This is a genomic window from Sphingomonas flavida (assembly GCF_036663655.1).
Taxonomy (GTDB): domain Bacteria; phylum Pseudomonadota; class Alphaproteobacteria; order Sphingomonadales; family Sphingomonadaceae; genus Sphingomonas.
On sequence record NZ_JAXOJH010000005.1, the window covers coordinates 52,943 to 76,547 of the forward strand.

At 67.0% G+C, this 23,605-nt stretch carries 20 protein-coding genes; 7 read left to right on the top strand and 13 right to left on the bottom strand.

All coding sequences use genetic code 11. The features are described 5' to 3' along the window. Window positions 1-104: 104 nt before the first annotated feature. From U1703_RS07425 to U1703_RS07435, 3 genes are all read right to left on the bottom strand, one after another. The gene (locus U1703_RS07425; protein ID WP_443025779.1) at window positions 105-1,415 is read right to left on the bottom strand and encodes a sensor histidine kinase; all 1,311 of its coding nucleotides are present in this window, start codon (window positions 1,413-1,415) and stop codon (window positions 105-107) included. 70 nt (window positions 1,416-1,485) lie between these two features. Further along, window positions 1,486-2,175, bottom strand: a complete 690-nt coding sequence (locus tag U1703_RS07430; RefSeq protein WP_320451545.1) for a response regulator transcription factor — start codon at window positions 2,173-2,175, stop codon at window positions 1,486-1,488. 46 nt (window positions 2,176-2,221) lie between these two features. Further along, window positions 2,222-2,539 carry a hypothetical protein gene (locus tag U1703_RS07435; RefSeq protein WP_414712010.1) on the bottom strand — a complete coding sequence of 106 codons (318 nt, stop codon included), beginning with the start codon at window positions 2,537-2,539 and terminating at the stop codon, window positions 2,222-2,224. A 112-nt stretch (window positions 2,540-2,651) separates the two neighbouring features. On the opposite strand from U1703_RS07435, the gene U1703_RS07440 reads away from it, so the two are divergent. Beyond that, on the top strand, window positions 2,652-4,436 hold the full coding sequence (locus U1703_RS07440; RefSeq protein ID WP_332785180.1) for an ABC-F family ATP-binding cassette domain-containing protein: 1,785 nt from the start codon (window positions 2,652-2,654) through the stop codon (window positions 4,434-4,436). A 19-nt stretch (window positions 4,437-4,455) separates the two neighbouring features. Here U1703_RS07440 and U1703_RS07445 read toward each other — a convergent pair whose 3' ends face one another. From U1703_RS07445 to U1703_RS07460, 4 genes are all read right to left on the bottom strand, one after another. Beyond that, window positions 4,456-5,778 carry a TadE/TadG family type IV pilus assembly protein gene (locus tag U1703_RS07445; protein WP_332785181.1) on the bottom strand — a complete coding sequence of 441 codons (1,323 nt, stop codon included), beginning with the start codon at window positions 5,776-5,778 and terminating at the stop codon, window positions 4,456-4,458. A 5-nt stretch (window positions 5,779-5,783) separates the two neighbouring features. Next, window positions 5,784-6,344 (bottom strand): TadE/TadG family type IV pilus assembly protein, encoded by a 561-nt coding sequence (locus U1703_RS07450; RefSeq protein WP_332785182.1) that lies wholly within the window; start codon window positions 6,342-6,344, stop codon window positions 5,784-5,786. Beyond that, on the bottom strand, window positions 6,344-6,925 hold the full coding sequence (locus U1703_RS07455) for a TadE/TadG family type IV pilus assembly protein (protein WP_332785183.1): 582 nt from the start codon (window positions 6,923-6,925) through the stop codon (window positions 6,344-6,346). The genes U1703_RS07450 and U1703_RS07455 overlap by 1 nt, the downstream gene beginning before the upstream one ends. A 120-nt stretch (window positions 6,926-7,045) precedes the next feature. Continuing rightward, window positions 7,046-7,789, bottom strand: a complete 744-nt coding sequence (locus tag U1703_RS07460; RefSeq protein WP_332785184.1) for a dienelactone hydrolase family protein — start codon at window positions 7,787-7,789, stop codon at window positions 7,046-7,048. Between the two features lie 130 nt (window positions 7,790-7,919). On the opposite strand from U1703_RS07460, the gene U1703_RS07465 reads away from it, so the two are divergent. The 3 genes from U1703_RS07465 (at window position 7,920) to U1703_RS07475 (ending at window position 10,724) form a co-directional block, all read left to right on the top strand. After that, a complete protein-coding gene (locus U1703_RS07465; RefSeq protein WP_332785185.1) occupies window positions 7,920-8,522 on the top strand; it encodes a DUF2238 domain-containing protein in 603 nt (200 codons plus the stop codon). 158 nt (window positions 8,523-8,680) lie between these two features. Beyond that, entirely contained in the window at window positions 8,681-9,460 is a 780-nt protein-coding gene (locus U1703_RS07470) for an SDR family oxidoreductase (protein ID WP_332785186.1), read from the top strand. Window positions 9,461-9,500: 40 nt separating this feature from the next. Continuing rightward, window positions 9,501-10,724 (top strand): threonine synthase, encoded by a 1,224-nt coding sequence (locus U1703_RS07475; protein ID WP_332785187.1) that lies wholly within the window; start codon window positions 9,501-9,503, stop codon window positions 10,722-10,724. A 140-nt stretch (window positions 10,725-10,864) separates the two neighbouring features. Here U1703_RS07475 and U1703_RS07480 read toward each other — a convergent pair whose 3' ends face one another. The 4 genes from U1703_RS07480 to U1703_RS07495 all read right to left on the bottom strand — a co-directional run bounded on the left by U1703_RS07480 (window position 10,865) and on the right by U1703_RS07495 (window position 16,004). Then, a complete protein-coding gene (locus U1703_RS07480; protein ID WP_332785188.1) occupies window positions 10,865-12,115 on the bottom strand; it encodes an arsenic transporter in 1,251 nt (416 codons plus the stop codon). Further along, complete coding sequence (locus U1703_RS07485; RefSeq protein ID WP_332785189.1) at window positions 12,112-13,224, bottom strand: metallophosphoesterase family protein; 1,113 nt, start codon at window positions 13,222-13,224, stop codon at window positions 12,112-12,114. The genes U1703_RS07480 and U1703_RS07485 overlap by 4 nt, the downstream gene beginning before the upstream one ends. Then, entirely contained in the window at window positions 13,221-14,510 is a 1,290-nt protein-coding gene (locus tag U1703_RS07490) for an MFS transporter (protein WP_332785190.1), read from the bottom strand. The genes U1703_RS07485 and U1703_RS07490 overlap by 4 nt, the downstream gene beginning before the upstream one ends. A gap of 222 nt (window positions 14,511-14,732) precedes the next feature. Further along, window positions 14,733-16,004 carry an MFS transporter gene (locus U1703_RS07495; RefSeq protein WP_332785191.1) on the bottom strand — a complete coding sequence of 424 codons (1,272 nt, stop codon included), beginning with the start codon at window positions 16,002-16,004 and terminating at the stop codon, window positions 14,733-14,735. A 189-nt stretch (window positions 16,005-16,193) separates the two neighbouring features. Between U1703_RS07495 and U1703_RS07500 the strand changes: the two genes are divergently transcribed. Together U1703_RS07500 and U1703_RS07505 are read left to right on the top strand one after the other, a co-directional pair. Then, window positions 16,194-18,644, top strand: coding sequence for a PAS domain S-box protein (locus U1703_RS07500; protein ID WP_332785192.1), 2,451 nt, complete (start codon window positions 16,194-16,196; stop codon window positions 18,642-18,644). A gap of 51 nt (window positions 18,645-18,695) precedes the next feature. Next, complete coding sequence (locus tag U1703_RS07505) at window positions 18,696-19,046, top strand: VOC family protein (RefSeq protein WP_332785193.1); 351 nt, start codon at window positions 18,696-18,698, stop codon at window positions 19,044-19,046. A 105-nt stretch (window positions 19,047-19,151) separates the two neighbouring features. Here U1703_RS07505 and U1703_RS07510 read toward each other — a convergent pair whose 3' ends face one another. Further along, entirely contained in the window at window positions 19,152-19,331 is a 180-nt protein-coding gene (locus U1703_RS07510; RefSeq protein WP_320451529.1) for a hypothetical protein, read from the bottom strand. Between the two features lie 166 nt (window positions 19,332-19,497). On the opposite strand from U1703_RS07510, the gene U1703_RS07515 reads away from it, so the two are divergent. Then, a complete protein-coding gene (locus U1703_RS07515; protein WP_332785194.1) occupies window positions 19,498-21,642 on the top strand; it encodes a TonB-dependent receptor in 2,145 nt (714 codons plus the stop codon). Between the two features lie 121 nt (window positions 21,643-21,763). On the opposite strand, the gene U1703_RS07520 is transcribed toward U1703_RS07515, so the two are convergent. Continuing rightward, window positions 21,764-23,539, bottom strand: a complete 1,776-nt coding sequence (locus U1703_RS07520) for a retroviral-like aspartic protease family protein (protein ID WP_332785195.1) — start codon at window positions 23,537-23,539, stop codon at window positions 21,764-21,766. Window positions 23,540-23,605: the final 66 nt, after the last annotated feature.

The window sequence follows — 23,605 nt, forward strand, 5'->3', positions numbered from 1 at the left end:
AGGGGAGGAATATTTACGGTTGACGGCAACGCCCATCGAAGATGTGCAAATCCCCACATCACCGCGCGTCCGCCCCCCCCTCCGCGCCTCCGCGCGAACCAATATCACCCCACCGCCGCCGGAAGCCTGAGCCGCACCAGCAGGCCACCCAGGTCCTCGCTCTCCTCCAGCGAGACGGTGCCGCCGTAAATCTCCGCCACGTCGCGTACGATGGCGAGGCCAAGACCCGTGCCTGGCTTGCCCGTATCCAGCCGGACGCCGCGGTCGAATATGCGGACGCGTTCATTCTCGGGGATGCCGGTGCCGTCATCCTCGACCAGAATCTCGACGAAGCCCGCCTGCGCGCCGACCGTCACGAAGACGCTGCCGCCGCCATATTTGGCCGCATTCTCGACCAGGTTGCCGAGCATCTCGTCCAGATCCTGTCGCTCGACATGGACGACCAGATCCTTGGGGCCGTCGATATCGATGCGGACATGGCGATAGAGGCGGCCGACGGCGCGCTCGACCGATTGCAGGCTGGGCCAGACCTCCGCGCGGCTATGCGCCGAGCCGCGCCGCCCGACCGCGCGGGCGCGCGCCAGGTGATGGTCGACCTGGCGGCGCATCGTGCGCGCCTCGCGGATCACCGTCTCGGCCAGATCCTCGGACTGCGCGGTGGCGGCGTTCATGATGACGGTCAGCGGCGTCTTGAGCGCATGGGCGAGGTTCCCCGCGTGACGGCGCGCTTCCTCGGCCTGCTTCTCGTTATGCTCGATGAGCGCGTTCAGCTCTTCGACCATCGGCGCGACTTCGTTGGGCATCGCGTCGGACACCCGGTCCGCCTTGCCCGCACGCATCGCCGCGATCTCCTCACGCACGCGGCGCAAGGGGTAGAGGCCGTAGAAGGTCTGCATCGCCGCCATCAGGAGCAGGCCGACGCCCAACAGCGCGAAGCTGCGGATCAGGATGCGGCGCAGCGCGCTGACCTGTGCATCGAGTTCCGTTGTTCGCTGGGCCACCTGAAAGCGCCAGCGGACATTCGATCCGGGCAGCTTCACGTCACGCTCGACGATGCGCAGCTTTTCGTCCGCGAACTGGGTACTGGTATAGACGTGGATGTCGTCGTCGCTCCGTACCGGGCCATAAGCAAGTCGCCGATCCCATAACGACCGTGACGGAAAGGGGTCATAGCCCTTGCCGGAAACCTGCCAGTAGATGCCCGAGCCAGGCTCCAGAAACCCCTGATCGGCGGGCTCCCGATTGAACCAAACCTCGCCGTTCGAATCAATCCCGGCGGACACCAGCAGCGACTTCAGCACATAGGCCTGGCGATCGTCGAAATTTTGCGTGACGGCGGACACCAGCACCCGGTCGAGCGCAAAGCCGCCGCCCGCCAGCAGGACCATGATCCACCCCGCGGCGATCAGGATCATGCGGCGCGACAGCGACCCCGTCCGCAGGGTCGGGCGCATGATGGGTCCGTCCTTCACCGGGAATGGCCGATCAGGCCGCCCCGCCCGTCGGCGCACCCGCCGCCGGGTCGTCCAGGCTGTAGCCCAGGCCGCGAATGGTGGTGATGACGTCCTGGCCCAGCTTCTTGCGGATACGCGTCACGAACACCTCGATCGTGTTCGAATCGCGGTCGAAATCCTGGTCGTAGATATGTTCGATCAGCTCGGTGCGGCTGACCACCTTGCCCTTGTGATGAAGCAGATAGGAGAGCAGCTTATATTCCTGCGCGGTCAGCTTCACCGGTTCGCCAGCCCGCGTGACCTTGCCCGAACGGGTGTCGAGGCGGACGTCGCCCGCCGTCAGTTCGGACGAGGCGTTGCCGCTGGCGCGCCGGATCAGCGCGCGAAGCCGGGCGATCAGTTCCTCGGTCTGGAACGGCTTGGCGACATAGTCGTCCGCGCCCGCGTCGAGCCCGGCGACCTTGTCCGACCAGCTGTCGCGCGCGGTCAGGACCAGGACGGGCGTCGTCTTGCCCTCTTTGCGCCAACGGTCGAGCACGGTCAGCCCGTCGACCTCGGGCAGGCCCAGGTCGAGGACGATCGCGTCGTAGCTTTCGGTCGAACCCAGGAAATGCCCTTCCTCGCCATCGGTGGCGAGGTCGATGGCGTATCCTGCGCCCTCCAGCGTATTCTTCAACTGCTGGCCGAGATTGGGCTCGTCCTCGACGATCAGAACGCGCATCGCAAAACTCCCTGTAAATTCATTGGGGTGCCGGACGACACGGCCATCAGCCGTCGGTCCGACCGATGACCTTGCCCGTGCGGCCGTCCACTTCCACCCAGATGACCGTGCCATTGCGCAGGAATTTGAGCGTGTAAACCGCCGCACCCGCATCATAGTCGAAGCCGATATACTGCGAGTCGCGCATGGTGGGCACCACGCGCGCCTCGATCTCGCGTAGCGACAGGTTGCCTTCCTTGCGCTGCTGATAGGCGCGGATCTGGTCGCCGCGACGCTGATCGCCACCCACGTCCAGGGGCGGTTGGATCATCGGCGGCGAGCCCATCGGTGCGGCGAGCAGAGCCAGAAGGACGGTCATCGGCATGAAACTGGCATAGCGGGCAACCGTTGAACAGCCTCTGAATGGATCATACAGCGGCGCGACAGCGCATGGGGCGCTTGCCGGGTTCCCGATCCGCCCCTAACTGCCACTTATCATGGCAGCACCCGTTCTTTCCTACGAAGACCTGGGCCTTGTTCAAGGCTCGGGCTGGCTCTTCCGGCATCTCGATATCCATGTCGGTCCGCGCGACCGGCTGGCGCTGATCGGGCGCAACGGCGCGGGCAAGTCGACCCTCCTCAAGCTGATGGCCGGAATCATCGATTCCGACGAGGGACGGCGCGTGATCGTGCCGGGCACCCACGTCGTCTATCTGGAACAGGACCCCGACCTGACGGCCTGCACGACGCTGGCCGACTATGTCCTGGCGGGCGACGATGCGCCGGAGGCCTATGAGGCCGATGCCATCGCCGGACAACTGGGCATCGACCTGACCCGCGACGCCGCGACCGCCAGCGGCGGCGAGCGCCGCCGCGCCGCGATCGTGCGCGCGCTGGCGATGAACCCGGACGTGCTGCTGCTCGACGAGCCGACCAACCATCTCGACCTCGCCGCGATCGAATGGCTGGAGGACTGGCTGAAGCGCTTCACCGGCGCGTTCGTCGTCATCAGCCACGACCGGACCTTCCTGACCCGGCTGACCAAGTCGACGCTGTGGCTCGATCGCGGGCAGATGCGCCGCAACGAGGTCGGCTTCGGCGGCTTCGATGCGTGGACCGAACAGGTCTATGCCGAGGAACAGCGCGCCGCCGAAAAGCTGGACGCAAAACTCAAGATCGAGGAGCACTGGCTCCACCGCGGCGTGACCGCGCGGCGCAAGCGCAACCAGGGCCGCCTGGAAAAGCTGGTGCAGATGCGCGCCAGCCGCGCCGCCATGATCGGGCCGCAGGGCGCGGCCAAGCTCGGCATCACGTCGGACGACGTGAAGACCAAGGAGGTCATCAAGGCCGAGCATGTCACCAAGCGCTATGGCGACCGCACGATCATCAAGGACCTGACCCTGAAGGTCACGCGCGGCGACCGGATCGGCATCGTGGGTTCGAACGGCGCAGGGAAAACGACGCTGTTGCGCCTGCTGACCGGCGAGATCCAGCCCGACGAGGGCAGCGTGTTCCTGGCCAAGACGCTGGACGGCATCATCATCGACCAGCAGCGCAAGTTGATGGCGCCGGAAAAGCGGGTTCGCGAGGTTGTGGCCGATGGCGGCGACTGGATCGACGTGCGCGGCGTGCGCAAGCACATCCACGGCTATTTGAAGGAATTCCTGTTCGACCCCTCGCTGGCCGAGGCCAAGATCGGGACGCTGTCGGGCGGTGAGCGCTCGCGCCTGCTGCTCGCCCGTGAATTCGCGCGGGAATCGAACCTGCTGGTGCTCGACGAGCCGACCAACGACTTGGACCTGGAGACGCTCGACCTGTTGCAGGAGGTGATCGGCGATTACGAGGGGACCGTCCTGATCGTCAGCCACGATCGCGACTTTCTCGACCGCACGGTGACGGTGACGCTGGGGCTCGACGGGTCGGGCAATGTCGATGTGGTGGCGGGCGGCTATGCCGACTGGGTCGCCAAGCGCAAGGCCGCGCCCGAGGCGAAGAAGGCCGCCGCCAAGGCCGCACCCTCCCCCGCCGCGCCTGCCCAGGCGAAGACCAAGCTCAGCTACAAGGACCAGCGCGATTACGAACTGCTGCCCAAGCGGATCGAGGAGCTGGAAGCCGGTATCGCGCGCGACGAGGCCAAGCTGGCCGACCCCGATCTCTATGCCAAGGACCCCGCCCAGTTCGACCGGCTGATGAAGGCGATCGAAAAGGCGCGGGCGGACAAGGACGAGGCCGAGATGCGCTGGCTGGAACTGGCCGAACAGGTCGAGGCGCTGGCGGGATAAGCCGCCCGCCCCGCGCGCGTCACCGGGTGATGCGCGCGGTCGCCACGGCGGTCTGGAACAGGGCACCCATCGCCGCCGCGATATCCTGATCGGTCGATACCTTGGTATAAAGGCCGGGCGACGCACAGGCCTGGAGCGCGGGCTCGATCTTGTAGAGATAGGGCGCGACGTTCTTCTCGGACCAGGGATCACCGGTCAGCGCGTCGGACAGATATTCGGTATAGAGCACCGCGATCCGAATGCCGCGCGCCTTGATCATGTCGCATTTGGCGGTTTCGAGCGGAATCTCGGGCACCCCGCTGGCGCGATATTCGTCGCGCATCCCGTCGGTGACGATGAACATGACCCCCTGCGCCGCGGCGGTGCCGATGCCGGTGCCGGGCGCGGTGATCAACTGGCTGTTGATCTGGTCCATCGCGTCGCTGGTGCCGGTATCGGTATCCCGGAAACCGACTTCGGTCGATTGGCATGCCGATGTCGGGCATCCGTTTTTGTAGAATAGCGAAGGCTTCAAATCCTTCGACTTGCTCGCCGCGTCCGCCATGTGGGGCGTCTTGCCCTGCAGAATGGCAAAGCCGCCTTTCCCCCGGAATGTCGCGATCGCGATCTGATACTGCGCGCCGTTCTTGCTGGACGTGCTGGTCGCCGTGTCCGCCAGCTTCGAAAGCGCGGCCCCCTCCTCGTCGATGCGCAGGTTCAGGCCATAGGACTTGGCGACGCCGTAAAGATCGGTGACGTTGCCGTTCGCATCCCGGCCGGTCAGGTCATTGGTCGAATGACAGGCGAACTGGCATTTCTGCGAATTGCTCGCCGCCACCTTGGCCAGCCCGGCGCTGGTCGTGGGCAAGGCCATCGAACTCGACACGTCGAGCAGCATGTAGAAATCGATGTCGGGCGCGGTCGCGTTAGTCGTCTGGGACTGGCCCGAGATGGCGAGCGTGTTCACCCCCAGGACGGCGGCGAAGACGTTGTTCGACGTGCCCGTGTAAGTGACCACGGCATTGCGCCGCCCCATATTGTCGGTCGGCGCGGTGATTGCGACGTTCGTGATGGCGATCTCGCCCGCATTGACGAGGCTGGTGGCCTGGGCGTTGAAGACACGCAGGGCATAGGCCACCGCCGCGTCGTCGCTCATTCCCAATGCGGTCTTGCTGACGGCGGACAACGCCGCAGAATCGGCGATCGCGTTCAGCTTCGTCCGCGCCTTCATCGCGCGGGCGTAATCGATCCCCATGCCGATCGAGAAGACCAGCACCGGCAGGGCCAGGGCGAACATCATCATCACCGCGCCCCGGCGATGCCGAAGCACGCCGAACGCGGCGCGAAGGAAGGACAGGTTCATGAGGGTCAGCAATCCGAACAGGCGATCTGGTCCGTATTGCGCGGGACCATCCATATGATGTCGTCGAGTCTGATGGAGCCGAACGTGCCGAAGGTCGCGGCCGGGCGATAGTCATAGCTGACCTGCGCGACCAGAAAGCTGCTGCCCGGGGCGCTCATCGCGGGGTTGACCCGCACCCGTATACCGCGCGGATACGGATAGGTGTTCTGCCCACGGCTCCAGATGATGAAGGTCCGGCCCTGGCTGTCGGTCGTGATCTCGGTCAATCTGATCTGCGCCGTGGCGGGCGCATAAGGCTGCATCACCTGCGCAGCGGCGAGCAGATTGGCCTGGATTTCGGCGGCCGTGGTCGTGCCGGTCGTGTTCTGCGCGACCAGGTCGGCGGCGGCGCGGGTGGTGATCGTCACCTTGCGCTTGCAGGACATGGCATCCTGCAACTGCACCCCGCCCAGATACAGGAGCAGCATGACCGGCAGCACCAGCGCGAATTCCACCATCGCCACGCCGCGTCGGTCACGCAATATCGCAAGCCCGGCCCGGGCGCGCATCTTCGCGATCGCGCGCATCAGCTATAGGCTTCCGACTTGGAGACCGATGTCGCCATCAGCACCGACTGGCCGCTGCTCGCCCCCGACAGGTCGGCGGACGGCGCGATCCGCATCGGCCAGAGATAGATGAAGCGGATCATCACCAGCGACCCCTGCGCCCCCAGGTCATAGGAAAAGGCATTGGCCGGCTTCCCATTTTGGTCAAAGGTCAGCGCCAGGCCCTCGCCGCCGGGCACCGTGCCCGCCCCCGCGCGCCGCACATCGACATAGAGCCGCGCGCACGACATGAAGCCGGGCAGCCCCTTGCACGCCGCCTGACGGAACCGCTCGGCCAACTGGGCGGGGGTCATGCCCTGGCCGCTCGACTGGATATCGGCGAACTGCGCCTGGCCCGTCACCACGCTGCGCGCCGATATCTCGACCGCGCTTTCCAGCGCTTCCTGCGCGAAATAGGCGAGGCTCGTCTGGAGGATCGCCAGGATCAGCGCGATAAAGGGTGTCGCGACCAGCGCGAACTCGACGATCGTCGCCCCTCGCCGATCCGACAGGATCGAACGCGTCGTGCCCGGACGGCGGCGCGATGATAAGCGAGTCAGCATAAGGCGGGAAGCATCTCTGTTTCCGCCCATAATGGTCACAAGTCGTTAAACTTCGGCAAAGAAATACGCCGCCGCAACGGAAAGCGACCGATCCGGCCGCCCCCCGTCAGTCGCCGTCCGTCAGCGCAGCGCGCGTGCGTACAGCGCCAGCGTCCAGCCCATCGCCTGCAGGAACAACGCCGGGTCATAGCGCGGCCCTTCATCGCGCAGAAAGGCATGCTGTCCCGCGACCTCATGCCATTCATAGGACGCGCCCACCTCTTCCAGCCGCGCCCGGATCACCTCGCGCCCGGCATAGGGGACGTGCGGATCCTGCCGTCCCCAGACGAACATCGTCTCGGCCTTCAGCGCGTCCATCCGCGCCAGGCTGTCGTCATGGCGTCCCTCGCCCAGCGTGCCCGAATGGATGTCGGTCGCATAGAAGCACGCCGCCGCCCCCACGCGCGGGTCGAGGGCCGCACGGTACGCCAGATGCCCGCCCAGGCACACGCCGAAGGTCCCCAGCCGTCCGTTGCACGCCGGGTGCGCGGCCAGCGCGGTCAGGGCCGCCGTCGCATCGGCATCATAGGCGGACACGGGCTTGGTGAATTTCAGGTCGTTGCCCCGGTCCGTGCCGGGCTTGTCATAGGCGAGCACCGTGCCGGCGGGCTCATATTCATGATAGACCTCGGGCACCGCGACGACATAACCCTGCCCCGCCAGCATCGCCGCCAGCCGCCGGATGGGGGCCGTCACCTGATAGATTTCGGAGAACAGGAGGATGCCGGGGAAGCGCCCGTCGACCGCCGGGCGGAACAGGTGCATCCGCATCGCGCCGCTGCCGGGCACCTCGACATCCTGAAATTCGTCGCTGCGTATGATCATGGCGGGCCTGTCCTGATGGGATGCCCGCCCTTCGCATCCCGAGCCGGCCGGGGCAACCGGGATGCGCTTGCCCTGCCCTCTTCCGCCGCTATCGTCGCGGCATGACGGTGGGCCGATGACAGGGAGCGGGATGCGACTGACGCTACTGAGCGCGGTCTGGGCGGTGGGGCTGATCGCCTCCGGGACGCAGCCGTTCGACCGGGCGACCTGGTGGATGGAGGTCGCACCGGTGCTGGTGGCGCTGCCGCTGCTCTGGGGCTTGCGACACCGCTTTCCGCTGACCGGGCTGGCGCTGGCGTTGATCGGAATTCATGGCCTGATCCTGATGCTCGGCGGCGCGTACAGCTATGCGCGGGTGCCCGCCGGGGACTGGGTGCGGGACTGGCTGCATCTGGCGCGCAATCCCTATGACCGGCTGGGCCATTTCGCGCAGGGCTTCGTGCCCGCCATCGTCTTTCGCGAAGCGCTGATCCGGCTGGGCGGTCTGGCACGCGGCGCGCTGCTGACCGTCCTGGTGATCGCCTGCTGCCTGGCGGTGAGCGCCGCCTATGAACTGGTCGAGTTCGGCGCGGCGATGGCATTGGGCCAGGGCGCGGACGAGTTTCTGGGGACGCAAGGCGATCCCTGGGACACGCAATGGGACATGCTGATGTGCCTGATCGGTGCGATGACGGCGGTGGTGACGCTGTCGCGGGTGCACGACCGGCAGATTGCGGAGCTGGCGAAGCGATAGTCCGTTCACGCGGACAAACAGGATGAAGCCGATACCGATCGGTGGTAGGACGGAGCTGACACCGGGAGTTCTCGACATGATCCAGCGGCACCGCTGACGCGGCACAGGCTTTACGAAGCGGCAAACGCCGCCACCTGCCCCATCATTTCGAGAGATTTATGCAACGCTTGCACAACAAGACGTGCGTCGTCACCGGCGCCGCGCGTGGGATCGGCTACGCCATCGCCCGCCGCTTTCACGACGAAGGCGCGACCGTCATCCTGACCGATCGCGATACCGACTCCGGCCGGGCCGCCGCCGACGCGCTCGGTTGTCGCTTCGAACGGTTGGACGTTGCCGAAGAGGCCGACTGGACCCGGTTGGCCCAGGCCGTTCCCACCGCCGATGTCGTCGTCAACAATGCCGGGATCACCGGGTTCGAGGACGGTTTCGTATCCCACGACCCGGAACATGCCAGCCTGGCGGACTGGCGCGCGGTGCACCGGGTCAATCTGGACGGCACGTTCCTCGGCTGTCGCTATGCCATCGGCGCGATGAAGGCGGCGGGTGCGGGGTCGATCATCAACATCTCGTCGCGCTCGGGGTTGGTCGGCATTCCGAGTGCCGCGGCCTATGCCTCGTCCAAGGCGGCGATCCGCAACCATAGCAAGACGGTCGCGCTCTATTGCGCACAGGCCGGGTGGAGGATCCGCTGCAACTCCATCCACCCCGCCGCGATCCTGACCCCGATCTGGGAACCGATGCTGGGCGACGGGCCCGACCGCGCGGCTAAGATGGCCGCGCTGGTCGCCGACACCCCGCTCAAGCGTTTCGGCGAGCCGGACGAAGTGGCGGCGATCGCCGTCATGCTGGCCTCGGACGAGGCGACCTACATCACCGGTTCGGAATTCACCATCGACGGCGGCCTGCTCGCCGGATCGGCGGCGACACCGGGCTAAGCCTATGGCGCTGGGCGGTTTCGGCCGATAGGCTGACCCCATGAATCGCAACCTCACCGAAGACCGCCCGACCTTCGTCACCCATCTGGAATGCTCGCTGACCGGCGAGCGTTACGAGGCGGACCAGCTCCACGGCCTGTCGCGCGCCGGGCGGCCGCTGCTGGTGCGCTACGACCTGGAGGCGCTGGGCCGGGCGGTGTCGCGCGACGCGATCGCCGCGCGCGACACCGATCTGTGGCGCTGGCGCGAACTGCTGCCCGTGCGGCGGACTGGCAGCATCGTGTCGCTGGGCGAGATCGAGACGCCGCTGATCCCCATCCCGCGTTCGGGCGGGGACACGGTGCTGGTCAAGGACGAGGGGCGGCTGCCCACCGGATCGTTCAAGGCGCGCGGGCTGGTGATGGCGGTGGCGATGGCGCGCGAACTTGGCGTGACGCGGATCGCGATGCCGACCAACGGCAATGCGGGCGCGGCGCTGGCCGCCTATGCCGCGCGCTGCGGGATCGAGACGGTGATCCTCTGCCCGGAGGAAACGCCGGAAGTGAATGTCCGCGAGATCGCCGCGCAGGGCGCGCGCGTCTGGCGGGTCAACGGCCAGATCGACGAATGCGGCGCGATCGTCGGGCGCGGCGCGACGGAGGGGCGCTGGTTCGACTTCTCCACGCTGAAGGAGCCGTACCGGATCGAGGGCAAGAAGACGATGGGGCTGGAACTGGCCGCGCAACTTGGCTGGGAACTGCCCGATGCGATCTTCTATCCGACCGGCGGCGGCACCGGCCTGATCGGCATGTGGAAGGCGTTCGACGAGATGGAGCGGCTGGGCTGGATCGGATCGAAGCGACCGCGCATGTATGCGGTACAGGCCAGCGGCTGCGCGCCCATCGTCCGCGCGTATGAGGCGGGCGAGGAGCATGCCGAACGCTGGGAGGACGCAGCGACCGTGGCGGCGGGGATTCGCGTGCCCAAGGCCATCGGCGACTTCCTGATCCTGCGTGCGGTGCGGGAGTCCGGCGGCGCGGCGCTGGCGGTGGGTGACCCTGCGATCCTGAAGGCGGTGGAGGACTGCGCGAAGAAGGACGGCCTGTTGCTCTGCCCCGAGGGTGGCGCGACGCTGGCGGCGTACAATCAGGCGGTGCGCGACAATCTGGTCGACGAGGACGAGCGCGTCGTGCTGTTCAACTGCGCCACCGGGCTGAAATACCCAATGCCGGAGGCGGGGCAGTGGCTGGACAAGGACGGGCCGATCGACCTGGGGGCGCTGTAAGCCCTTGGCCTTCGACTTCGCTCAGGCTGAACGGACTTTGGGATCAATTCCCCCCGCCGAATTGAAGCCGGAAGCAAAACCCTTACTCCGTTCAGCCTGAGCGAAGTCGAAGGCAACGCGCCAACCTCTTCCATAGGCCCCTACCCGATCAACAACCGCATCCCCAGCGCCGCCAGCAACGCCAGCGGCATCGCCACCGCACCGACCTTCAGGAAGGCGAGGAAGCTCACATCCTCGCCTTCGCGGCGGATCGCCTGAAGCCACAGGATCGTCGCCAGCGATCCCGTCACCGACAGGTTCGGCCCCAGGTCGACACCGATCAGCAGCGCGTCGGTGACGATCTGCGGCGGATGCGCCTGAGCGATCGCGCTGCTGGCGACGAGACCGGCGGGCAGGTTGTTCATCGCATTGCTGACGAACGCCAGCGTCGTGCCCGACACCGCCGCCGCACGTGTCGGATCGGTCAGCATGTCGCGAAGCCCCTGCGCCACCCATGCGATCACGCCGGTCCGGTCGAGCGCCTCGACCAGCACGAACAGCCCGGCGACCAGCGGCAGCACGCCCCAGGATACCGACTTCGCCAGCGTCACCGGCGAGCGCCCGGCCAGCAGCGACACGATCACCGCCGTCGCGATCCCGGCGATCGCGGTGGGCAGGCCAAGTTCGGCATCCAGCGCCGACACGACGAGCAGCAGCAGCGCGGTCAGCACGATGCCCGCAATCGCCAGCTTGCCGCCCGTAGACAGCGGATCGCGCGCCACGTCGCACTCGCACGTCCCCGCAATCCGTGCCCGCTGGGTGAAACGCAGTACCGCGAAGGTTACCGCGATCGACGCGATCGAGGGCAGCGCAAAGGCCTTCATCCACGCGCCCAGCGGCGGCATGTGCCCGCCGTACAGAACGAGATTGGCCGGGTTGGAGATGGGCAGCACGAAGCTGGCGGCATTGGCGATCAGCGCACAGGCAAAGAGCAGGGGCAGCGGATCGGCCTTGGCCTTCTTGGCTGCGACGAACACGGCCGGGGTCAGCACCACGGCGGTCGCGTCGTTGGACATGAAGGTCGTGACCACCACGCCGGTCGCATAGACGAGCGCGAACAGCCTAGCGCGCGACCGACCCGCCATGTTGACGGCGGTGGCCGCGATCCAGTCGAATGCGCCATGCTCGCGCGCCGTTTCGCTGAGCAGCATCATGCCGATCAGGAAGAGATAGACGTCAGTGCCCTTGGCCACTGCCTGCCCGGCCTCGTGCCAAGGCATCAGCCCCAGCACGATCAGCAGGACCGCGCCCGCCACCGCCCAGATCCATTCGGGCCAGCGCATCGGCCGCGCAATCACCCCCGCGGTGGACAGCCCCGCAATCGCCCAGGTGGCTCCATAGGCAAAGGTCACCATCCGCATCCATTCTTGTTCGGGCCGAGCTGGGCCCCGTCGATCCCGGCGATAGGCCAGGCGCCGATGGCATGGCAATCCTCGCCCGGTGCCACAGGCAGGCGGCGCTTCGGGATGGAATGGGCATCGCGGACCAGACAGTCGATCCGGTCATGGCCCGTGCCGCAGTGGACCTCGACGGTGTTCAGCCCTTCCGCCAGGGTCACGCTCGCGCGCCACAGGCTGTCCTCGCCGCGCACCATCGGCAGGTCGATCCCGCCGACCCGTGCGACGGGCTGCGCATCGTCGGTCGCGCCGAACACCCGCGCCACCAGCTCGACCGCGCCGGGCCTGGGCACCTGATGCGGATCGGTCGGGCGCGTGATCAGGCGGATGTCGCCCGGCGATACGATCTGGACATGCGGCCAGGGCGCATCCAGCCGCCGGAAGCGCCAACTGACCACCCGGTCCTGAACACAGACGATGGTGAAGCCCGGCGCCCCGCCATCCTCCTCGATCTGCGCGGTGGAACGGGTCGCGCCGTAAAGGACGCGGCCATCGTTCAGCAGTTCGTTATAATGGGTGTGGCCGGTATCGACGAAGGCGACCTCGCCGTCGATGAACTGGCGCGCGATCCGGTCGCCATCGGCCGCCAGATCGCCGGGATAGGCGTGCATGAAGATCAAGGGCACTTCGCCCGACGCCTTCGCCCGCGCCAGTTCCTCGGCCAACCGGTTGCGGTGGTGCATGGTCAGCCGGAAGTCGGGCCCGCCCGCCCCGGCCGAGACGATGTCGAAGAACAGGCAGCGATGGCCCGCGATGACCTCGGTCTCGGGCCGGTTCGCCTCGGGGATCGCCGCGTCATAGGCGGACAGGTCGCCCGGCTCGAAATCATGGTCGCCGGGGATGATCCGCCATGGCAGCGACAGCGGTGCCAGCGCCTCGACCATCCGGGCATATTGCGCGGGCGTGCCGTGATTGGCGTTGTCGCCGGGTACGAAGACGAAGTCCGCGTCGCCCATCCGCGCATTCACCTGCGCGACGATAGTGTTCAGCCGGTCGAGCCCCTGCCAGTCGTCCGCTTCGTCCAGATGCAGGTCGCCGATATGGACCCAGGCGATACCGCTCATGCCTGTGCCTCCTCGGGCTTGGCTCCACCGGAACAGGCGGGGCGCAGAATGCCCGCAAAGCCGATCCACAGGCCCAGGCTCGCCACGGCAAAGCCACCGAGGATGTAGAAGGCCGTCTGATAGCCCAGTTCCTGCGCCAGCCAGCCGCCGATCGCGGGCGACAGCGATGCGCCGACACCCTGGATGGTCATGACCGCACCCTGGCCGACATTGACCCGGCCGGTGCCGCTGAGCAGGCAGGCGACGAGGCCGGGCACCGCGACGCTCTGCAACCCCGCGCCGATGCCGTCGAGCGCCTGGACCGGCCAGACGCCCCAATGCTCGATGAAGCTGCCCGCCAGGAACCCGCGCAGTGGCAAGGCGGCGAACGAGATCAGCAGGACCAGCCAATAGCCCCGCCCGGCGGCGACCTTCATCGCGACCAGGCTGGCGACGATCATCACCGCCTGCGCCACCATCACGGTCGTCGCGGTGAACATCGCCGCATCGCCCTTGCCCGCGCCGACGACGGCCATGCCGTACAGCGGCAGCATCGCGCCGTTGCCCAGATGGAAACACGCCAGCGCCGCCGCCAGGATCAGCATCGGCTTGTTGGACAGCAGTGCCTTGAAGCCTTCCGCCTGGCCGCCGTCCTGGTCATCCTCGCCTTCCTTGCCCTCCAGGCCGCGTGCGGCGCGGTGGTCGATCGCCCGCTCGGGGATCGACAGGACCGAGATGATCGCCAGCACGCCGAACGCGGCGGCAAGAAAGAAGATGGCGGGCATGCCGAACTTCCAGCCCATGAATCCCGAAAGTCCCGCGCCGACCATGTTGCCCGCATGGTTCCACGCCTGGTTGCGCCCGTTCTGCGCGTTGAAGCCCTTCTGCCGGACGACGCCCAGCGTCATGCCGGTCACGGCGGGACCGATCGCCGCGCCCGCAATGGCGGTCGCCACCTGGCTGACCCCGACGACGATGCCCGTTTGCGACCAGAGGATCAGGAAGGATGCCAGCACCGTGCAGATACCGGTGACGACGACGACCCAGCGCTTCTTGTCGGTATGGTCGATGAACGCGCCCGCCGGCACGGTCATCACCATGCCCGCCACGCCGCCCAGCGTCATGACGGTGCCGATCGGCCCCGTCTGCCACCCGCGTTGTTGCAGGAACACGCCTAGGAACGGGCCGATGCCCGCCTGCATGTCCGCCATGAAGAAGTTGAGCGATTGTAACCAGCGCGTCGCGCGGCGGCGATCGCCATCCGACGGCTGGGACGTCCGTGTATCGGGCAGGGCTGCCGTGGCCATGATAGTCTCCGCACTGTGCGGGGGCCCAACCCGGAAACACTTTGAAATATCCGGTTTTTATATAATTTATGTTGCAGTTATTGGCCAAGCCTTGGCCAAGACATTGTTATTATTGCCAGAATGCTTGAATTGCGCCCATTCGACACCCAGTGATCCTGTCAGGAACTTCATCCGGCGACGATGGAACCTTTTTCCGTCACCAGGGCGAGGAGGCGGCTTCCCTCACGCCGGTCGCGGCAATCGCCGTTCGACCAGCAGCACACCGATCGCGGCCAGGGCCAGGCAGGCGGCCAGGAACAGCATCGGCGCGGTGTCGCTGCCCGTGCCGTCGCGGATCGCGGGCACGATCGCCTGGGCGATGAAGCCGCCCAGATTGCCGACCGAGTTGATCGCGGCGAACCCCGCCGCCGCCCGCGCCCCCGACAGGAAGCGCGGCGGCAAGGTCCAGAAGGCGGGCTGCCCCGAAAAGATCGCCGCCGCGCCTAGGCTGAGGCAGGCGAAGCGCAGCGGCACCGGCTCGACCACGACGCTCAGGATCAACAACACCGCCCCCGCCAGCGCGGGGCCCGCCGCATGCCATACCGGGTTGCGATACCGTGCGGCATGGCGCGGCACTGCCCACAGGGCAATGGCGACCAGCGTCCAGGGAATGATCCCCAGCAGCCCGTTGACCGTGTTGGAGACGCCGAACCCACGAATGATCGTCGGCAACCAATAGCTGAGCCCGTACGCCGCCAGCGGAAAGCCGATATAGACAAGGCAGAGCAGCAGGACGCGGGGATCGCGCAGTACCGATAGGATGCCGCCATGTGCGCCCTCGCCCTCCGCGTCGCCCGCCGCCAGCTCGCGCGCCAGCCAGTCCTTCTGCTCCGCGCTCAGCCACGCGGCACCGGCGGGCGCGCGCGGCAGGGCGAACAGCACGACCGGCGCCAGCGCGATGGCGGGCACGCCCGTCGCCAGGAACACCCATTGCCACCCCGCCAGCCCCAGCGTTCCGTCCTGGTCGAGCAGCAGCCCGCCGACCGCACCGCCCACCGCATTGGCGACCGCGCTGGCCAGCATGAACAATCCCACCGCCCGTGCGCGGTAGCGGACCGGAAACCACAGGGTCAGGACATAGAGAACGCCCGGAAAGAACCCCGCCTCCGCCGCGCCCAGCAGGAAGCGCAGGATATAGAACACGGTCGCGTTGGGCGTGAACGCCAGCGCCACCGTGACCGCACCCCAACTGGCAATGATCCTCGCGAACCAGCGATGCGCGCCGACCCGGTGGAGCAGGACGTTGCTCGGCACCTCGAACAGGAAATAGCCGATGAAGAACAGCGACGCGCCCAGCCCGAACGCCGCCTCGCTCAGGCCCAGTGCGTCCACCATCTGCAACTTGGCATAGGAGATGTTCTGCCGGTCGATATAGGCGACCAGATAGAGCAGGCCGAGCAGCGGCATCAGCCGCCACGTGATCCGGCGGACGGTCGCCTGTTCCAGCTCGTTCATGCTCTCTCCTCGGTCGCCGTCCTTGCGTCGTTCCTGGCGCGGCTCACCGTGCGATAGAGCGCTGCGGGGACGGCGATTGTCCACAGGCTTTGCGGCGAAAGCCATCGCTAAGCCGGACAAATTCGTTTACCATGGGTTGGTTCGTGACCCGATCGACGGCGCGCGAAGCCCGAGGATCCGACCCCCGTCATGCCAGCGACGTCTCATTTCCGCGACAATCTGTGCGGGAGTGGAGCCTGCGGAATGCTGATCGCGCAGGCCGACTGGACGGCCAGCGGCCTGGGCAGGATCGAGGACTGGAGCGCGTCGCTACGCACCGCCACGCTGATCCTGCTGCGCTCTCCGGTGCCCATGGTGATGTTGTGGGGCCGGGACGGCATCATGCTGTACAACGACGCCTATTCGGTCTTTGCGGGGCAGCGGCATCCCGCGCTGCTCGGTGCGCCGGTGCGCGACGGCTGGGACGAGGTCGCCGGGTTCAACGACCATGTCATGCGGGTCGTGCTGGCGGGCGGCACGCTGCGCTATCGCGACCAGGAACTGACGCTTCATCGCCATGGCGCACCCGAACAGGTGTGGATGAACCTGGATTACTCGCCGGTCTTCGACGACGACGGACAGCCCGGCGGCGTGATGTGCGTGCTGGCCGACACCACCGACCGCATCCGGGCCGAGGCGGCGCTGAGCGACAGCGAGGCGCAGTTCCGGCTGATGGTCGACACGGTGCCGCAGATCATCTGGATCGCCGATGGCGAGGGCCGGATGAAATTCCTGAATCGGCAATTCTCGGATTACACCGGCGCGCCGTTCCGATCGATGGCCCCGGCCGAAATTGCCGGTGCGTTCATCCACCCCGAAGACGCGCCGCATGTCGTCGCCACGTTCCAGGCGGCGCGCGACAGCGGCGGCGTCCACCGGTGCCAGCACCGCATCCGCTCCGCCACCGGGGAATATCGCTGGTTCCTCGACCTGGCGCATCCTTACCGCGATCCGGAAACGGGGCAGATCGTCCGCTGGTTCGGATCGTCGGTGGACATTCACGACCGCAAGATGGCCGAGGACCGGCTCCACGCCCTGAATGCCACGCTGGAACAGCGGGTGGTCGAGCGGACCGCCGAGCGCAATTTCCTGGCCACGCTGGTCGAGCATACCGACGTCATGGTGATGGCGATCGACATGGATTTCAACATACTGGGCCTGAACCGCGCGAATGCCGACGAGTTCGAGCGGATCTTCGGCAATCGCCCGTGCACCGGCGACAACATGCTCCGCCTGCTCGACGATCGCCCCGCGCTCCGCGATGAGGTCCGCCGTGGCTGGGAACGCGGCATGCAGGGCCACCAGGTGACCTTCGTCGACGAATTCGGCGACCCCGATCATACCCGCTGCTATTATGAAGTCCTCTTCCGCCCGCTGACCGACGAGGCGGGCGCGCAGATCGGCGTGTACCAGTTCGTCAGCGACGTGACCGAGCGCGTGCGCCGCGAAACGCAGCTGGCCGAGGCGCAGGAGGCCCTGCGCCAGGCCCAGAAGATGGAGGCGATGGGCCAGCTGACCGGCGGGGTCGCGCATGATTTCAACAACCTGCTGACCCCGATCGTCGGCACGCTCGACCTGTTGCAGCACAAGCAGCTGGGCGGCACGCGCGAACAGCGCCTGATCGCGGGCGCGGCGCAATCGGCGGAGCGCGCCCGCACCCTTGTCCAGCGGCTGCTCGCTTTCGCCCGGCGCCAGCCGTTGCAGCTGATCCCGGTCGACATCGCCACACTCGTCACCGGCATGGGCAGTTTGATCGCCAGCACCACGGGGCCGCAGATCCGGATCGAGGTCGACATCGCCCCCGGCCTGCCCCCCGCCGATGCCGATCCCAACCAGCTGGAAATGGCGCTGCTCAATCTGGCGGTGAATGCGCGCGATGCAATGCCGGGTGGCGGCACCTTGCGCATCGCGGTGTCGCACGAGCATGCCACCGACGCGCACACCCCGACGCTCTCGCCGGGCGACTATATCCGCCTGTCGGTCGCCGACACGGGCAGCGGCATGGACGCCGCCACGCTGGCCCGCGCGGTCGAGCCGTTCTTCTCGACCAAGGGCGTGGGCAAGGGCACCGGGCTGGGCCTGTCGATGGTCCATGGCCTTGCTTCGCAACTCGGCGGTGCGCTCGATATCGACAGCCATCCCGGACAGGGCACGCGCATCGACCTGCTCCTGCCGGTCAGCGGGTCGGCGGTCGACCCGGTCGTGATGGGCCCGACGTGCGCCGGTCCGACACGACGCAGCGGCCGCGCGCTGCTGGTGGATGACGAGGAACTGGTCCGTCACAGCACCGCCGACATGCTGGGCGACCTGGGCTATGCGGTGATCGAGGCGGCCTCGGCCGAGGAAGCGATGCGGATCGTCGACGATGGCGCGGCCTTCGACCTGCTGGTGACCGACCATATGATGCCCGGCCTGTCAGGGACTGAACTCGCCCGGCTGGTCACGGCGCGACGGCCGGGCGTCTCGGTCCTGCTCGTGTCGGGCTATGCGGAGATGGACGGGGTCGAGCCGACCATGGCCCGCCTGACCAAACCGTTCCGCAAGGCCGACCTGGCCGCCTGCCTGGCGCGGTTCGCGGACACGGCGGAGGTCGCCGCCTGACCCTGCGGGGCACCGTTCCCCGCTCCCTTTCGGTACGAAGGATATGCCCCGATGCCCCACCATGTCGTCGCCATCGTGCCCGCCTCCGACATGGAGGCCAGCACCGACTTCTACCGGTTGCTCGGGTTCGACGTGGCGGCGGATTTCGGCGGGTATCGCATCCTGGAGGATAAGCGCGGCTGGCACCTGCACCTGAACCACATGCCCGGCTGGCCGCCCAGGGTGGAGGACAATCCCTTCGGCCTCTACCTCTATGTCGACGATGTCGATGCCGTCGCCGAGCGCGTGCGCGACCGCATCATCGAACCCGGCGCCCCCCACGCCAAACCCTGGGGCACTTATGAATTCGCGATCAGCGATCCGACCGGCGTGCTGGTGCGGATCGGGCGAGTGATGGGGTGATGGGGCGATCGCCGCCTATGCATGAGGGCGACCTTGGCCGGATTGCGAATATCCCGGCCTGACGCCAGCGATCATGCGTGTGCGGCGATCGATGATGTTCCGCCCTCAGTGCAGCTTGGCGATCGCCAGTCCGTCTTCCTTGGCGCGCTGCTTGACCGACTCCTCGCTGCGGGTCAGCGCCTTGGCGATGGCCTTCAGCGCCATGCCCTTCTTGGCGAGCGTGTGCAGCTTCTGGATTTCGTCCTGGCGCCAGGGCTGGCGGTGTCTCTCAAAGCGTTCGGCCATGCCCCCTTATAGCGGGGTCGCGCGGCCCTGACCATCGTGGCGGCCCCCGGCGGATTGCATGATGGCTGGCTTACAAATGCGTCATGAAGACTGCCGCGTCTTGCCATCGCATCGCGGTGCAGCAAGATAGCCCCACCGGGAGACGTTATAACATTTGGGGTTGTCGATGCGTTTTTCTGCCCTCCTTTGCTGCGTCGCGTCGTCCGCGATCGCCCTCCCCGCCCTGGCCCAGACGCGGGGCGTTCCCGCCCCCCAAAGCGCTGGCGAAACCGACGCCGCGCCCGCCGGTCAGGTCAGCGACATCGTCGTGACCGCCAAGCGGCTGGACGAGGCGCGCGAGCATATCCAGCCGAGCCTGGGCGCGTCGAACTATGAGATCACCAGCGCGACGATCAAGGCGCTGCCCGGTGGCGAGAACCAGCAGTTCAACCAGATCCTGCTCCAGGCGCCCGGTGTCGTGCAGGACGGTTTCGGCCAGTTCCACGTCCGCGACGACCATAACGGCCTGCAATATCGCATCAACGGCACCATCCTGCCCGAAGGGCTGGCGGTGTTCGGCCAGACGCTGTCGCCGCGCCTGGTGGACAAGGTCAACATCCTGACCGGCGCGCTGCCCGCGCAATATGGCCTGCGCACCGCGGGCGTGATCGACATCACGACCAAGAGCGGGCTGTTCGACAATGGCGGCACCGCGTCGATCTATGGCGGCAGCCACAACACCATCCAGCCTAGCCTGACCTATGGCGGCTCGTCGGGGAGCACCAACTACTTCGTCTCGGGCGATTACCGGCACAGCGGCCTGGGGATCGAGAGCGTCGATGGCCGGTCCAACCCGGTGCATGACGATACCGACCAGTATCAGGGCTTTGCCTATGTCGACCATATCCTGGACGACCAGAACCGGCTGTCCTTCGTCGGCGGCTATTCCAACCAGTGGTTCCAGATTCCCAATCCCGTCGGCCAGCAGCCGGGCGGCACCTGGAGCGTCGGCGGACAGAACACCTTCCCCAGCGAGAAGCTGAACGAGACGCAGCTCGAAAAGACCGGCTTCGGCCAGATCGCGCTACTCCACGATGCCGAGCCGCTGACGGTCCAGGCCTCGCTGTTCGCGCGCTATTCGTCGCTGCGCTACCGCCCCGACATACTGGGCGAGCTGCTCTACAACGGCCAGGCGCAGCAGGCGTACAAGCAGGACTTTGCGATCGGCGGTCAGGTCGATGCGGTCTATCATGTCGGCACCGCGCACACGCTGCGCGGCGGCCTGCTCGTCACGCGCGACCGCTCGACCAGCGCGACCAATACCAGCGTCTTTCCGGTCGACGCCACCGGTGCCCAGGCGGGCGAGCCGATCGTGATCGCCGACAATAGCGGCAAGACCGCGACCAGCTTCAGCGCATATCTGCAGGACGAGTGGAAGCTCGCCCCCAAGCTGACCCTGAACTATGGCGCACGCTACGACATCTATAACGGCTATCGGCGCGAGGGGCAGTTGTCGCCGCGCGTCAACCTGGTCTGGCAGCCGGGTGACGTCTATACGCTGCACGCGGGCTATTCGCGCTACTTCGTGCCGCCGCCGTTCGAGCTGGTCGGCAATACCAGCATCGGCAAATTCATCGGCACCAGCGCCTATCCGGCGGTCACCGTCAACGACGTGCCCTATGCCGAACGCCAGGATTATTTCGACGTCGGGTTCCAGGCCAGGCTCAGCCGTTACTTCACCTATGGCATCGACGCCTATTACCGCATCTCGAAGAATCTGATCGACGAGGGCCAGTTCGGCGCGCCGATCATCCTGACGCCGTTCAACTATCGACAGGGACGAATCGGCGGGATCGAGGCGAATATGAGCTATCAGCGCGGGCCGCTGCTCGCCTATGCCAACTTCGCCGCGGCCAAGGCCAAGGGGCGCAGCATCGTGTCGAGCCAGTTCAGCTTCGCGCAGGACGATCTCGATTATATCGCGCGGCGCTACATCTATCTGGATCACGACCAGACGTTCACCGGGTCGGCGGGCCTCTCCTATGCGGTCATGCCGGGCACCAAGCTGGGCGGCAGCATGATCTATGGCTCGGGGCTTCGCCGCGACGACGATGCGAACAGCATCCCCAACGGTGCCAAGCTGTCGCCCTATGCGCAGTTCAACCTGACCGCGAGCCACCACCTGGCGGGGCCGAACCTGGATATCCGGTTCGACGTCATCAACGTGCTCGACCATAAATATGAAATCCGCGACGGCACCGGCGTGGGTGTGGGTGCGCCGCAGTTCGGGCCGCGCCGGGGATTCTTCGTCGGCGTATCGAAGGCGTTTTGAGGAGAGTTTTTCCTCCCCTGAAAGGGGAGGTGGCAGTCCGGAGGGGTGTCACGGCCAGCGGGGACACCCCTCCACCATGCTTCGCATGGTCCCCCTCCCCTTGCAGGGGAGGAATGACGATTCAACCGATCCCGTATTTCCGGATCCGCTCCGGCATCCGCTTGTCGAGCGCGGTCGCCAGCGCGCGGTCGCGGGCCGCTTCGGTGGTGCGGCCCAGATGCTCCTCGGCGATCGACCGGCCGTACAGCGCCCAGGGGCGCCTGGCGTCGATCGCCAGCGCCGCGTCGAAATCGGCCAGCGCCGCCTGGTCGTCCTTCTGCCGCAGATGGACGAAGGCGCGGCTGTCGAGGAAGCTGGGATTGCCGGTCATCACCCGCACCGCCGCGTTGCAGTCGCCCAGCGCGCGGTCCAGATCCTTGTTCGCCAGCATCCGCGCCCAGCACCGGCCGTTCTGCGCCGTTCCCCGCCGCGCATCGTCGCGGTGCGCCGCCATCCACAGGTCAAACTGCCCGATCGCCTGGTCGAAGGCGTCCGCCCCCGAATAGAGCTGCGCCATCTGCAGCCGCGCGGCATCCTCGTGCGGCAACTGGCCGTCCAGAAGGTCGAGATCGGTGATCGTCCCCGCCGGATTGCCCGCACGCAGCCGCAGCCCCGCGCGGATCAGCCGCGCCTGCGTATCGCCGGGATCGAGCGTCAGGGTGGTGTTCAGGTCGTCGATCGCCAGCACCGGCCGCCGCTGGTCAAGATAGGCGAGTGCACGCTGCCTGGGAAAGCGCGGGTCCTTGGGCGCCATGACGATCGCCCTGGTGAAGTCGTCGATGGCATGGGGCAGATCATGCTGGGTGACGTACATCGCCCCGCGACGGCTATATCCTTCGGCATCGGTCGGCACGCCCGCGCCCGCACTGTCCTGCACCGCCATAGCGGCGGTCGCATCGGCATGCGCCGCCGCGTCGAACAGCCGCCCGCCGGTATAGGTGAAATAGATGCGATGCTGCAGGTTGGAGACGTACAGGCGGTGCGAGACGAAGAAGTCCGCGCCCAGCAGCATGTCGGTATCGCTCAGCGCCAGATCGGCGAAATGCAGCCGCACATTGTGCAGTTCCTCGTTGCCGATCTTCAACAGCTTGAACCGGGCGCTCCACCCCTGGACGACATGGCGGCCCATACCGCTTTCCCATCCCGCCGCCACGACCCCCGGATCGCCCGGATGAACCCCCGCGCGGGCGGCGGCGCGCAGGCTCAGCACGGTCTGCGGCGCGCCGGTGTCGAACGTCGCGTTCAGCTTGGCCCCGTCCAGCTCGACCGTGCCGACGGTGTGGAGATGCGCCGCCTCCTTCGTCTCGATCGGCATTTCGAAAAAGGGCTGTCCGTTCGTCCAATAGGCCAGGGCCGCATGGCCGCAGCCCATCGGCTTGAACAACCGGACCATGCCGCCGGGCAGGTCATATTCGACATCGCCCAGCCCCAGGACGTTCTGGCCGATCAGCCCGCTCTGGCCCAGGTCGCTGCCCGATACGGTGAACTCGACATTGGGCACATCCAGCCCGGCCAGCGTGAAGTGCCGGACCGTGGCGAGGGTGCCATCGGTCTCGCCCCCGATCCCGCCCAACCGCATCCCCTCCGGCAACGGCTTTCGCGGCAGGTCCATCTCGCGCGCGACGGCGGGCCAGATATTGCTGAAAAAGGCGCCGCTATCCAGGATGAAGGGCGAAGGGCGTCCGTTGATCCGGGTATCGACGACCGCACGCATACCCTGCATCGTTACCGGGATCGCGGCCATCTGGCCGAGCTTGCACGGCCCTTCCGCCCAGGCGGGCGATGCCATCCCGATCACGATGGCCGCCAGTCCCGCCGCCCTGCCCCGATACCCGATCATCCGCGCCACCATCCCCATGCCAGCCTGAGCATGTCAGCATATCAGCGGCGGGAATCGGCGAAGATGACGGCGGCCTGACATTCC

Bases quoted from the DNA above. Each gene is read 5' to 3' on its own strand.
- U1703_RS07425 (WP_443025779.1), bottom strand. From the start codon at position 1,415: ATGATCCTGATCGCCGCGGGGTGGATCATGGTCCTGCTGGCGGGCGGC.
- U1703_RS07430 (WP_320451545.1), bottom strand. From the start codon at position 2,175: ATGCGCGTTCTGATCGTCGAGGACGAGCCCAATCTCGGCCAGCAGTTG.
- U1703_RS07435 (WP_414712010.1), bottom strand. From the start codon at position 2,539: ATGCCGATGACCGTCCTTCTGGCTCTGCTCGCCGCACCGATGGGCTCG.
- U1703_RS07440 (WP_332785180.1), top strand. From the start codon at position 2,652: ATGGCAGCACCCGTTCTTTCCTACGAAGACCTGGGCCTTGTTCAAGGC.
- U1703_RS07445 (WP_332785181.1), bottom strand. From the start codon at position 5,778: ATGAACCTGTCCTTCCTTCGCGCCGCGTTCGGCGTGCTTCGGCATCGC.
- U1703_RS07450 (WP_332785182.1), bottom strand. From the start codon at position 6,344: ATGCGCGCGATCGCGAAGATGCGCGCCCGGGCCGGGCTTGCGATATTG.
- U1703_RS07455 (WP_332785183.1), bottom strand. From the start codon at position 6,925: ATGCTGACTCGCTTATCATCGCGCCGCCGTCCGGGCACGACGCGTTCG.
- U1703_RS07460 (WP_332785184.1), bottom strand. From the start codon at position 7,789: ATGATCATACGCAGCGACGAATTTCAGGATGTCGAGGTGCCCGGCAGC.
- U1703_RS07465 (WP_332785185.1), top strand. From the start codon at position 7,920: ATGCGACTGACGCTACTGAGCGCGGTCTGGGCGGTGGGGCTGATCGCC.
- U1703_RS07470 (WP_332785186.1), top strand. From the start codon at position 8,681: ATGCAACGCTTGCACAACAAGACGTGCGTCGTCACCGGCGCCGCGCGT.
- U1703_RS07475 (WP_332785187.1), top strand. From the start codon at position 9,501: ATGAATCGCAACCTCACCGAAGACCGCCCGACCTTCGTCACCCATCTG.
- U1703_RS07485 (WP_332785189.1), bottom strand. From the start codon at position 13,224: ATGAGCGGTATCGCCTGGGTCCATATCGGCGACCTGCATCTGGACGAA.
- U1703_RS07490 (WP_332785190.1), bottom strand. From the start codon at position 14,510: ATGGCCACGGCAGCCCTGCCCGATACACGGACGTCCCAGCCGTCGGAT.
- U1703_RS07495 (WP_332785191.1), bottom strand. From the start codon at position 16,004: ATGAACGAGCTGGAACAGGCGACCGTCCGCCGGATCACGTGGCGGCTG.
- U1703_RS07500 (WP_332785192.1), top strand. From the start codon at position 16,194: ATGCCAGCGACGTCTCATTTCCGCGACAATCTGTGCGGGAGTGGAGCC.
- U1703_RS07505 (WP_332785193.1), top strand. From the start codon at position 18,696: ATGCCCCACCATGTCGTCGCCATCGTGCCCGCCTCCGACATGGAGGCC.
- U1703_RS07510 (WP_320451529.1), bottom strand. From the start codon at position 19,331: ATGGCCGAACGCTTTGAGAGACACCGCCAGCCCTGGCGCCAGGACGAA.
- U1703_RS07515 (WP_332785194.1), top strand. From the start codon at position 19,498: ATGCGTTTTTCTGCCCTCCTTTGCTGCGTCGCGTCGTCCGCGATCGCC.
- U1703_RS07520 (WP_332785195.1), bottom strand. From the start codon at position 23,539: ATGGGGATGGTGGCGCGGATGATCGGGTATCGGGGCAGGGCGGCGGGA.